This window comes from Sulfurimonas denitrificans DSM 1251 (assembly GCF_000012965.1).
Taxonomy (GTDB): Bacteria; Campylobacterota; Campylobacteria; order Campylobacterales; family Sulfurimonadaceae; genus Sulfurimonas; species Sulfurimonas denitrificans.
Genome location: NC_007575.1, coordinates 616,428 through 628,282 on the forward strand (window position 1 = coordinate 616,428; position 11,855 = coordinate 628,282).

Genomic DNA, 11,855 nt, shown 5'->3' on the forward strand with positions numbered 1-11,855 from the left:
TATGTATTTAAATCAATGGAATAATATATATGATAGATTTGATCCAGTAGCTTTTCATATCTTCTCTTTGCCAGTTCACTGGTATGGTATTATGTATGTTTTGGCTTTGATTAGCGCTCTTTATATTGGGAAGTATTTTATCAAAAGAGATAGTCTTGATTTTAGGGGCAAAGAGATAGATGCCTATTTTATCTATGTAGAAATTGGTGTTATCTTGGGTGCTAGACTTGGATATATCCTCTTTTATGATACTCAAACTCTCTACTATCTCTCTCATCCATGGCAGATTTTCAACCCTTTTGCAAACGGCGAATTTGTTGGTATTCGAGGTATGAGCTATCATGGTGCAGTGCTTGGTTTTTTAATAAGCACTTACATGTATTCAAAAAGATACAAAACAGAGTTTGGCAAGATTATGGACTTAGTAGCCATAAGTGTGCCTCTTGCTTTCGTTTTTGGGCGAATCGGTAACTTTTTAAATAAAGAGCTTATAGGTCGAGAGACAGATGCTCCTTGGGGGATTGTAGTCGATGGAGTTCTTAGACATCCATCTCAGCTGTATGAAGCCGTGTTAGAGGGCTTTGGTGTTTTTGTAGTTGTTTACATGTATAGAAAATATAAAAGTTTCAGCGGAGAGTTGATTTTAGTTTATGGAATAAGTTACGGACTGTTCCGTGCAATCGCCGAGATTTGGCGTGCTCCAGATATCCAAATAGGGTATGTTTGCTGTAACGCTATCACTCAAGGGCAGGTGATGAGCCTTGCTATGAGTGCAGTTGGAATTATTGCGTGGATTTACTTTAAAAATAGAGCTATAAAAGTTTAATTTCTTGAATTTTTACGCGAATTATTATCTTTTTTTACAGAACTTCTCCAGAAGTGATTTACAAGATAGTATCCAAGCAAAGAGCCAAAAATAGAGTAAAAAGCCGTTCCAGTATATAGAGGAACAAAAATATTTCCAATATTGTGGCTAAACCACTCCAGCGTCATCTCTACAGGTGTCGTCTCCATACCAAGTATAAAACTCCCAGTTAAATACTCCATGTAGTACATAGCAGGCATTGTAAAAGGGTTACTAAGCCAACACATAGAGATAGCTATTGGTACGTTAAATCTTGTAAAAGGGATGACGCCAACAACTGCGAGCATCTGCATAGGCATAGGTATAAAGGCTATAAAAAGCCCTATTAACACACCTTTTGACACCATTTTTCTATTTGCAGATAAATACTCTATAGGAATTCTGTATTTATCTGTAAAAGCCTTTAATTTTTCACTTGCGTTTATATTTTTAAAAAATTTTCTTATCATAGTTTACGCCATTTTGAAATATGTGTGATTATAGCTACACGAAGCTTATATTAATATGTTAAAATTGCGCTATTAATGTAGAAAGTAGGTACTGTATGTCATTTGAAAAATTAGGAGTTATAAAACCACTTCTTAGCGCTATAAAAGATTTAGGCTATGAAAAACCTACAACTATACAAACAAGAGCAATTCCTCTTATTTTGGCAAAAAGTGATGTCTTTGCAACAGCTCAAACAGGGACTGGTAAAACCGCCGCTTTTGGTCTAGGGATGCTTCAAAGACTTAGAAAAACTTCTGATGATAAACAGAGAGCTTTAAGAGGTCTTGTAATAGCGCCAACACGTGAACTCTCTATCCAAATTTATGAAGATTTACAAAGTTATGCAAAAAATATGGGCATAAATATTGCAGTTTTAGTAGGTGGAAAAGATTTAGAGAGTCAACAAAAAATCTTAAAAGAGGGCGTTGATATAGTCATAGCAACACCAGGGCGAGTGCTAGAGCATGTTGATAAAGGCTTGAGTTTGTCACATGTAGAGATTTTTGTTCTTGATGAAGCTGATAGAATGCTAGATATGGGGTTTATGAAAGAGATTAGACGTATTCATCCGATTTTGCCAAAGAGACATCAAACACTTCTCTTCTCAGCAACATTTAGTGACAAGGTAAGAAAACTCTCAAAACTCATACTAACAAAGCCAGCATTTATAGAGACATCAAAAAAGAACTCTACTGTTGATACAATCAATCAAGTAGCTTATCTTGTAGATACCGAGAAAAAAGCCCCACTTTTAGCATATATAATTGGCTCAAGAAATTTTAGACAAGTTTTAGTTTTCACAAGAACAAAAGCAAGTGCGGATCTTTTGGTAGTTGAGCTTAAAAAAGATGGACTGAAGTGTGGAATAATTCATGGAGATAAAACTCAAGCAAACCGCTTAAAAACTTTAAATGAGTTTAAAGAGGGGAAAATCAAAGTTTTAGTTGCCACCGATATCGCTTCAAGAGGTTTAGATATAGAGGAATTACCATTTGTCATAAACTATGAACTCCCATCAATTCCAGAGGATTATGTCCATAGAGTAGGGCGAACAGGGCGTGCTGGGCGTGATGGAATGGCTATTAGTTTGATAGATATTTATGAGAAATTTGATATAAAAGATATAGAAAAACTAATCGGGATGAAAATTCCACAAGAAATTATTGCTGGATTTGAGCCAGATCCAACAATTCGCAGACTTGATCAAGATGAACTAAAACTCAAAAGCGAACATAAAAAAGTAGAAGTAAAGCATGAGAGAAAACCTCGTAAAAAAGAGGATGGCTCTAAAAAAAGTGCTAATTATAAAAAGCCAGTTACGACTAAAAAAAGAAAAACGTCAAAACGTGATTAAGATAAATTGCTAGAAATTTTATATCAAGATGAGCATTTAGTAGCTATAAATAAACCAAGTGGACTTTTAGTCCATCGCTCTCCCATAGATAGGCATGAAACAGAGTTTGCTATTCAGACTTTACGCAACCAATTAGGGCGATTTGTCTATCCTATCCATCGTTTAGACAAACCAACTTCAGGAGTGTTGCTGTTTGCACTGGATAAAGAGAGTGCAAAAATCATGGGTGAGAAATTTATGGCACATGAGGCAAAAAAGAGTTATATAGCTGTTGTTCGTGGCTATACTTTGCAAAGTGGAGAAATCGATTACGCTCTTAGCATAAAGTTTGATAAGATTGCAGATAAAGATAGTTCTAGTGATAAAGAGCCTCAAGAAGCGCTAACTCACTATAAACGATTAGCCACAGTTGAACTTGATTTTGAAGTGGGAAAGTATGACAAAACTCGTTATTCACTCGTAAAACTCAATCCGTTAACAGGCAGAAAACATCAGCTTCGCCGCCATATGAAACATATCTCGCATCATATTCTTGGAGATACAAAATATGGAAGAGGAGAGCACAATAAACTTATCCGTCAAGAGTTCGGCTGTCATAGAATGTTGCTTCATGCAATAGCTCTTGAAATATCCCATCCATATACGAAAGAGCTCCTTTACATCAAAGCCCCATTAGATGTTACATTTATAGAGATGTTTAGCTTTTTTGGATGGGATAAAAGCCTTGTCTAGGGTTTATACTATTTATGTATAATCATATTAAATTTTAAACAGGAACTTCAATGGAAACAATCTATCCATACGCACATGTAATTCACTTAATGTTAGCAATCATATTTTTAGGGTATGTATTTACAGACTTAGCTATGATTTCAGCACTAAAGAACAAATTTAGCAAAGATGTAGATGCAAAAATTAATAAAACATTGGGCGAGAAGAGTTTTAAAATATTTCCACTCTCTCTTTTAGTTATAGTTTTAACTGGTGGCATGATGATGTCAAGATATATAAACTCAAATGCTGGATTTTTTGAGACAGATTTGCAAAAACTTCTTGTAATAAAAATAATATTAGCGCTTATCATCGTTCTTGGTGTTTTATACAATCTCTATACAAAGTTTGCAAAAAAACCAAAACACCCATTTATGCAAAATCATTTTCATAAAGTGGTAATAGTTTTAGGTTTTTTTATAGTCCTTCTTGCAAAAATGATGTTTGAAGTATAAAGTTATAAACTTTACAAAGGGTTTGAATTTTGTCTAAATATAATTTTTATAAATTTTTTACACTCTATTTCATACTCTTTGGTATAGCCATCTCTGTTCTTGGCTCTTTTGTAAGTTATGCCTTGCAAGTAAAGGATATTAACTTTGATATGGCAAAAAAAGCCAATGAAATATTTGAAATAAAAACAGATTCTATCTTGAAACCATTTATAGAAAATATGGACAACACAGTTATCTCTCTTGTTTCAAACAACACCATAAAAGAGTTTCTAAAAACAAGAGATGAACATGCAAAAAATGAACTAGAGCAGATTTTTTTAGCTGTTTCTTCTTCGCAAAGCATAATTACGCAAGCTAGATTAATATGCAAAGATGGTAAAGAACTCATAAGAGTTGAAAAAGATAACAATAATGATACAAATATTATAGTTGAGAAATCAAAACTTCAAGATAAAAGTGATACTTACTATTTTCAAAAAGTCTCTCAAATGAAAGAGGAGAGACTCTGGCACTCAAAAATAGACTTAAATATTGAGCATGGCAAGATAGAGATTCCATATAAACCAACCATTAGACTTGCTATGCCAATTATAACTAATGGCGAATTTAGTGGAATGGTAATAGTTAATGTTCTAGTAGAGAATCTTTTTTTAGCAATTGGAAAATCCTCAGCATTTGAACATTACATAGTAGATAAAGAGAACAACTACATACTCCACGCAAATGATAAATTCTCATTTAATAAGTATAAAAATATAAAAAGAAGTTTAAATGAAGATTTTGAAAATGGGCTTGAAGCAAAAGGAGTCTATACTTTTGCATTAGATAATATTTTAAAAAATGAAGACAAAGCAACTTTAGTTTTTAAAACAAAAAAAAGTTATGAAAATTCTCTATTTAAAAAAGAGTTAAACACAATAATTATCATACTTATAGCAAATATAATATTGAGCTTTATTGTAGCAATATACATATCTAAAACACCTACAAATCTTCAAGCAGCACTTGTTAAGGCGCATGAGAAGTTAAATGAATTTGCTTCAATAGTTGATAAATATGTCATAACTGCTACTACCAAGCCAGACAGTACGATTTTAAGTGTAAGCTCTGCTTTTGAGTCTTCAAGTGGTTACACAAAAAGCGAGTTAATAGGTAAAAAAATGAATATCATAAATAATCCTCAGCAGGATAAGAAAATATTCCTTGAGCTATGGAGTACAATTTTAAAGGGTGAAGTTTGGTCTGGAATTATGAAAAACAGAACAAAAAAAGGTGATATTTACTGGCTTGAACAAAATGTAGTACCGACACTTGATAAGGATAAAAAAATAGAATCATTTGTATCTGTTGGAGTCGATATTACTGCCAAGGTAGAGTTAGAGAGATTGGCTTCCATAGATAAACTTACGGGTGCTTACAACAGACGCATGATAGATGAGTTTATGAAAAAAGAGATTTTTTTACATGTAAGAGATTCTAAAAATCTTTCATTGATTATGGCAGATATTGATCACTTTAAATTAGTTAACGATACCTATGGGCACCAAGCGGGTGATGCCGTTTTGAGTGATGTTGGAAGAATCATCTCTTCAACCATAAGAAAATCAGATATTTTTGGAAGATATGGCGGAGAAGAGTTTATAGTAATCTGCCCTAACACATCAAGCCAGCAAGCTTTAATCCTAGCACAAAAGATAAGAGAAGAAATAGAGAATTTTCATTTTGCAGAAGTAGGACATAAAACAATAAGTCTAGGAGTAGCTACTCTAATTGCTAATGATGAAGTTGAAAATATAATAAAAAGAGCTGATGATGCGCTATACATAGCAAAAAAAGAAGGAAGAAATAGAGTAGTCCTCGGGTAGATAGATGTGATTCTTCACCTTAAGGTTAAAAAATTCATAATATCTCTTACGAAAAACTACAGAATATAACTCCGCAGTTGAGATTCTATCACTATATGTAGATTCACAAAGATTATTAAAGCCGCTTTCAAGAGATACTTTTTTGATAAATCATAAAACAGATTTGATGGCTGCTTCTGCTTTTTAAAACTTTTAAAAAATACTCAAGAGTAATTTAAGTTATTTTAGTATGAAGAAGTGTATGTTAAAATTTAAAGTGGAGTTATTTATAAAAATTTGAGGAAAATAAAATTTTACAATGGAAGTTAAATCCATTGTAAAAATAGCTCTTATTTATGGCTCTGTTGTAGCAGCTGTCGTAGCAGATTGAATAGTCATAGCATCTTGAAGAGTTTGCATCTGTGTGTTGTATTTTTGTGTTATTGTGTTTAATCTCTCTTCTACTATAGTCTCAGTTTTACTTCTTATATCTCTAAGAGAGTTCCAGCCAGCAAAAATAAGGATAGATGTAGCAGCAGCAATTAAATAAAAAACATTGGCAATCGTATCTGTCATATATCTTGCTGCACGGTCTGTTTGCTCAACTTCGGTTCTTGAGATTCTTCTCTCAACCTCATTTCTCAGTCGCATGTTCTCAACACGCAAATCCTTTAACTCATCTAAAACATATCTCTCAACAAGTGGCTTATCTAACAACTGCTTTACGCCTTGAGCATCTTCTACATCAGCAGATAAAGTACTACATGTAAAGAGCATTATTAGAACAAGGTATTTAAAAAAAAGATTCATATATAGCCTTTATTATTAAAATCAACTTTCATTATAACAAAGGGGACTTCAATAGAATTTAAATATATTTATCTACTTTCCTCAAATAAGACTTTTTTCTTTAAATCAAATAAATCTTTTCTTCTATCTCTTAAGTTTTTCACACTTCCAAATTGGTTTAATTCTCTTAATAAATCTATATCTACATCAGCTATTAGTGTCATTTCACTGTTTGCTATGGCTTCTGCTTTTATCCCATTTGTAGGAAATGCAAAATCACAAGGAGTAAATACTACAGATTGTGCAAATTGAATATCCATATTGTGAACATTTGGCAAGTTGCCAACACTCCCAGCGATTGCCACATAACACTCATTCTCAATTGCTCTAGCTTGTGAGCAGTGTCTAACTCTTGAGTATCCATTTTGTGTATCTGTTAAAAAAGGAACAAAAAGTATATCCATTCCATCATCAGCCAATAATCTGCTAAGTTCAGGAAATTCTGAATCATAGCAGATAAGAACCCCTATTTTACCGCAGTCGGTATCAAAGGTTTCTATTTTGTTTCCACCCTGCATACCCCATACTCTTACTTCATCTGGAGTTACATGTATCTTTTCATATCTCTCAACTGTTCCATCTCTCCTACATAAGTATCCAACGTTGTAGAGATTTCCATCTTTAAGCTCTGGCATACTTCCTGTGATAATGTTGATGTTATATGAGATAGAAAATTCAGAAAACTTCTCGACTATACTCTTCGTATGTCCAGCCAACTCTCTAATAGCCGCAGCTTCTGATAGATGGTTGTTTTCCGCCATCAATGGAGCATTAAAAAATTCTGGAAAAAGAGCAAAATCAGATCTATATCCTGAGACTGCATCAATAAAATACTCTGCTTGTTGCAGCAACTCGCCTAAATCTTTGTAAGGTCGCATCTGCCACTGAATAAGACCAAGACGAACTATTTTTTTCTTTGTTGCTGCCTTTTTGTTTGGCTTCTCATAGTAAATATTATTCCACTCCAGCAAAACAGCAAATTCACCAGAGGCAGCGTCTCCTTGAAGATAACCTTTTATAATTTTAGATGGATGAAAATCATTTGAGATTTGAAAATTTAAAACTGGGTCATTTATCTCTTTTCTCTTTACTTTTTCTATATACTCTTTTGGAGATAGCTCATGAGAGTACTTATGATAGTTTGGTATTCTTCCCCCAAAGGCGATACCTTTTAAGTTTAATCTCTCACACAACTCTTTTCTATAATCATATAATCGTCTCCCAAGTCTTAAACCACGAAACTTTGGTTTTACAAAAACATCTATCCCATATAGCATGTCTCCATTATCTGAGTGAGAGTTAAAGGTGTAGTTATGCGTTACTTCTCTATAAGTATGTTTATCTGAGAACTCCTCATAATTTACGATAATAGACAAAGCACAAGCTGCTATTTCACCATCAACTTTGATAACAACTTGCCCCTCATAAAACTTCTCAATCAAAGCTCTAATCTGATGCTCCTTCCAGTATGATTCAGGCATAGTTTCATAAACTACAACCATAATCTCTTTTAGTTCATCATAATCTTGCATTGTTAAAAATGCCAACTCTATATTTTCTACTTCTTGTGTATTCATAATATTCCAGCTAATAATTTTAAATATAAGATTATAACTAACTAATTTAGGTAATATCAAAAAAATATTTATAGAGTTTTTTATTAATTTAAAAAAAAATTTAAAAACACGTGTAATATTGTAACAATTTTATCACAATTATCACAATTGTTTTTTTTAATAAAATAAACTTATATTGTTATGCTAGAATTACGACATTATTTTGTTATATAATCAGAGAAAATTATGGAAAAACATACAATTATCATTGTTGAAGACGATGAAATAACCGCATTAAATCTAAAACTTTCTTTACAAAAGCAAGACTATAAAATTTTAGCAATTTGCGACAACGCTGCAGATGCAATAGAAAAAATTAAAGAGCATAAACCTCATATAATAATTATTGACATATCACTTCAAGAAGGAAGCGATGGCATAACTCTAGGAAGAAAAATTAGACAAAATTACTCTATTCCTTTTATATACCTTACGTCTTACAGTGATGATGATATTATCACAGAAGCTATCAAAACAGAGCCTTATGGCTACATTGTAAAACCCTTTGACCCATCTTCACTTCATGCGACAATCCAAATGGCTGTTTTTAAATATGAGATGGAGTGTAAGAGATTTGAAGAGATGAGCGCTTCTAAAATAGATGAAAAAAGCGTCGAAAAACTTCTTTATAGCAAGAGTGAACTAGATAGCGGAACTGTTTTATTTGGCAGTTTATACTCAATTGATATAGCAAAAAAAGAGATTTTTTACAACAATCAAAAACTAAAACTTACAAAAAAAGAGAGTGCTATACTTCTTCTGCTTGTTGCTAAGCTAGGAAATGTAATCAATTTTGATCAAGCAATTAATTATGTGTGGAAAGAGAGCGGGGCAACAGAAAACAGCATACGGACTCTTGTTTGGAGACTAAGAAGCAAACTCCCAACAGATATTATAAAAAATGCTTCTGGAATTGGCTACTACATAGAGAAGTAACCTCAAAATTTTTATACAATTTTTATCTCAAGAAGTCTCTTTTTTATCTTTTCAAATGCTTCTTCATAGTTGTAGTTGCTATCTTCTTTTTTAGCCATTTTTTCAAATTCAGTGCTATCTTCTTGTACTTCTTCTAACCTAAAATTGCCACTTGAGCCTTTTATGCTGTGTGCTATAAGTACCATTTTTTGGTAATCTCTTGTTAAAATCGCTTCTTGCATTTCAGGTATCTGCTTAGACATTTTCTTGATAAATAGTGTAGCAAGCATAAGTAACTCACTCTCACTAAGCATCAACTCTTGAGTTAGTTTCTGTAAATCAAGCCCTTTTATACTACTATTTTGAACTGCTGTTTTTTTATTTAAAACAACTGATTTTGAAGATCTTAGATAGTTTGAAAAAACTCTCTCTAACTCTTTAATAACTATAGGTTTACCCAAAAATGAGTCATATCCGCTCGACAAACCTCTCTCTTTAGCGCCTTTTATTACATTTGCAGTAAGTGCTGAAATTGGTGTATGTCTTAACTTATTCTCATCTTCATAAGCTAAAATCGCTTTTATTGCCTCATTTCCATCCATAATTGGCATCTGCTCATCCATTAAAATCAAATCATAGTTATTTGCTTTATAAAGATTAAATGCTTCTAGCCCATTTGCCGCCAAATCGTAAGTCAGTCCATATTTTATAAGTAAAATTTTAATAAGTTCTTGATTTGCTTCATTGTCTTCTGCTATTAAAACATGCCCTCTAAACTTTTTCCCTTTCTCTTTTCTATGTTGAGGAGTTTCATCTGGATAGATTAACTCATCAAAAGCTGTTTTTATTTTTGAACAATAAAGAGGAAAACATATTGTCGATACATGCGGGTATGTCTCATATATATCGCTTGGTCTATTTGTTAAGGCGATATACTTCTTGTTGGAGTTTGCAATTTTGTCTTTAAACTCTTTATCTACATCCTCTTCCAAAAATATTACCAAATCATGCTCACATTGAGTATTATCTACAACTTCTATATCCATTCCAAAAATATTTGAGTATTGTAAAAATGACGCTGATCTGTAATCATGTTTCATATTTTTTGCATAAAAAACTTTCTTATATTTTTTTATCTCTTCTAAATCATTAAATATTTGACAAGAGTTGTCATGAATCTCAACTGGAAGCTGAACCCAAAATGTGCTTCCTTGCCCAAGTTCAGACACTACATGTACACTTCCATTCATATGCTTAGACAACTGATTGCAGATGGATAGTCCAAGACCTGTTCCAACCATATGCTCAACTTCAGCGCCTCCTGCTTGAGTAAAAGCAGTAAAAATATTTGAAATATCGCCTGCGGCTATTCCAATTCCATTATCTTGAACACTTACTCTAAGTGTTCTATTCTTACAGGTTGCCTCTACATGTATATGTCCGCCAACTCTTGTAAACTTAATTGCATTACTCAAAAAATTTGATAATATCTGTTTTATTCTAAGCGAGTCTGCATATAACTCTTTTGGTATTACTGGGTCTATAAAAGATGTGATTGTTATCTCTTTTAAGTTAGCAGAAGCAACAAAAAGTTCTAATGTATGACTAATCTCGTTATGTATTGAGAAAATTCTAGGTTCGATTGTAAACTCACCACTTCTTAATTTTGAAAAATCCAAAATATCGTTGATGATACTCAAGAGGTTCTCTCCACTATTTAAAATAATTTCTAGATATTTTCTATGCTGTTTTGAGAGATCTTGATCAATTAAAAGATTTACAAATCCCAAAATCGCATTTAGTGGAGTTCTTATCTCATGCGACATATTGGATAAAAAATACTCTTTTGCTTGCGAAGCTTTTTGTGCTTCAAGTCTCGCATCTATAAGAGTAGTAACATCATTTGCTATAGAGATATATTCTGTTGTATTATCATATGGATCAGTGATTTTAACAATAGTTACATCAATATAAAAGTAATCTCCATTTTTTTTATTATTTTTTATAGTGCCTCTAAAAATCCCCATATTTTCAAGCTGAAACCATAAATCTTTAAAATACTCATCTGGCATATCTTGATGTTTTACAATACTATGATAACTGCCAATTAAACTCTCTGCGCTATATCCGCTTATCTTTACATATTTATCATTTACGTAAGTTATCTTTCCATTTTTGTCTGTCTTGGAGATAATTGCACTCTCATCAAGTGCTTTTTGATACTCGCTAAGAAGCTTTACATGTCTATCTATCTCTTGCTCTTTTTTATAGATAGTGTCTGTATAATATTTCAAAATTCCTTGAAAATTTTGATCGAACATAAAAGATATCTCTTCAAAAATATTTTTGGAGTTAATATTTGCGTCATAAGTAAAGTCAATCATTGAGCGGCGGAAATGGCTGCAAAGGTCAAAAAGCTCTTCGGCCTTTATCTCTTTATCTTTTAAATATATGATAAATTCCCTCATAATAGGGCAATCCCCTATATGCACAGTACCAGCTACCACATCCATAAAGTAGTCAAAAACACCATTTGCATAATTATTTACAAATTTTTTTGTATCAATGTCATGAAGGGTAAGTATCCGCTGAGGAGAGTCATAAGATATCCACTGTTTTAAAATAATATCTTTTGACTCTTTTAAAATATCTAAATTTTTTACTAGATTTGGTATCTTTTTTTCCATAATTTATAAA

General features: G+C 32.5%; 10 protein-coding genes. 6 read left to right on the forward strand and 4 right to left on the reverse strand.

Going from position 1 to position 11,855, the window contains the following annotated elements; all coding sequences use genetic code 11:
- Nucleotide 1 precedes the first annotated feature (1 nt).
- Nucleotides 2-826 (forward strand): prolipoprotein diacylglyceryl transferase, encoded by an 825-nt coding sequence (gene lgt, locus SUDEN_RS03175; RefSeq protein WP_011372241.1) that lies wholly within the window; start codon nucleotides 2-4, stop codon nucleotides 824-826.
- On the opposite strand, the gene SUDEN_RS03180 is transcribed toward lgt, so the two are convergent.
- Nucleotides 823-1,314 (reverse strand): DUF2062 domain-containing protein, encoded by a 492-nt coding sequence (locus SUDEN_RS03180; protein WP_011372242.1) that lies wholly within the window; start codon nucleotides 1,312-1,314, stop codon nucleotides 823-825. The genes lgt and SUDEN_RS03180 overlap by 4 nt on opposite strands.
- Nucleotides 1,315-1,409: 95 nt before the next feature.
- Here SUDEN_RS03180 and SUDEN_RS03185 point away from each other — a divergent pair, with 95 nt between their 5' ends.
- From SUDEN_RS03185 to SUDEN_RS03200, 4 genes are read left to right on the forward strand one after another with little or no spacing between them, the layout of a single operon-like run.
- A complete protein-coding gene (locus tag SUDEN_RS03185) occupies nucleotides 1,410-2,708 on the forward strand; it encodes a DEAD/DEAH box helicase (RefSeq protein ID WP_011372243.1) in 1,299 nt (432 codons plus the stop codon).
- A gap of 6 nt (nucleotides 2,709-2,714) precedes the next feature.
- Nucleotides 2,715-3,440 (forward strand): tRNA pseudouridine(65) synthase TruC, encoded by a 726-nt coding sequence (truC, locus tag SUDEN_RS03190; protein WP_011372244.1) that lies wholly within the window; start codon nucleotides 2,715-2,717, stop codon nucleotides 3,438-3,440.
- Nucleotides 3,441-3,490: 50 nt separating this feature from the next.
- On the forward strand, nucleotides 3,491-3,934 hold the full coding sequence (locus SUDEN_RS03195) for a membrane protein (protein WP_011372245.1): 444 nt from the start codon (nucleotides 3,491-3,493) through the stop codon (nucleotides 3,932-3,934).
- Nucleotides 3,935-3,963: 29 nt separating this feature from the next.
- Nucleotides 3,964-5,799 carry a sensor domain-containing diguanylate cyclase gene (locus SUDEN_RS03200; RefSeq protein ID WP_011372246.1) on the forward strand — a complete coding sequence of 612 codons (1,836 nt, stop codon included), beginning with the start codon at nucleotides 3,964-3,966 and terminating at the stop codon, nucleotides 5,797-5,799.
- 333 nt (nucleotides 5,800-6,132) lie between these two features.
- Here the strand turns inward: SUDEN_RS03200 and SUDEN_RS03205 are convergent, their stop codons facing one another.
- On the reverse strand, nucleotides 6,133-6,588 hold the full coding sequence (locus tag SUDEN_RS03205; RefSeq protein WP_011372247.1) for a hypothetical protein: 456 nt from the start codon (nucleotides 6,586-6,588) through the stop codon (nucleotides 6,133-6,135).
- Between the two features lie 68 nt (nucleotides 6,589-6,656).
- A complete protein-coding gene (locus tag SUDEN_RS03210; protein ID WP_041672187.1) occupies nucleotides 6,657-8,204 on the reverse strand; it encodes a carbon-nitrogen hydrolase family protein in 1,548 nt (515 codons plus the stop codon).
- 225 nt (nucleotides 8,205-8,429) lie between these two features.
- On the opposite strand from SUDEN_RS03210, the gene SUDEN_RS03215 reads away from it, so the two are divergent.
- The gene (locus tag SUDEN_RS03215; RefSeq protein ID WP_011372249.1) at nucleotides 8,430-9,179 is read left to right on the forward strand and encodes a response regulator transcription factor; all 750 of its coding nucleotides are present in this window, start codon (nucleotides 8,430-8,432) and stop codon (nucleotides 9,177-9,179) included.
- Between the two features lie 11 nt (nucleotides 9,180-9,190).
- Here SUDEN_RS03215 and SUDEN_RS03220 read toward each other — a convergent pair whose 3' ends face one another.
- Nucleotides 9,191-11,845 carry a hybrid sensor histidine kinase/response regulator gene (locus SUDEN_RS03220; RefSeq protein ID WP_011372250.1) on the reverse strand — a complete coding sequence of 885 codons (2,655 nt, stop codon included), beginning with the start codon at nucleotides 11,843-11,845 and terminating at the stop codon, nucleotides 9,191-9,193.
- Between the last annotated feature and the right edge of the window lie 10 nt (nucleotides 11,846-11,855).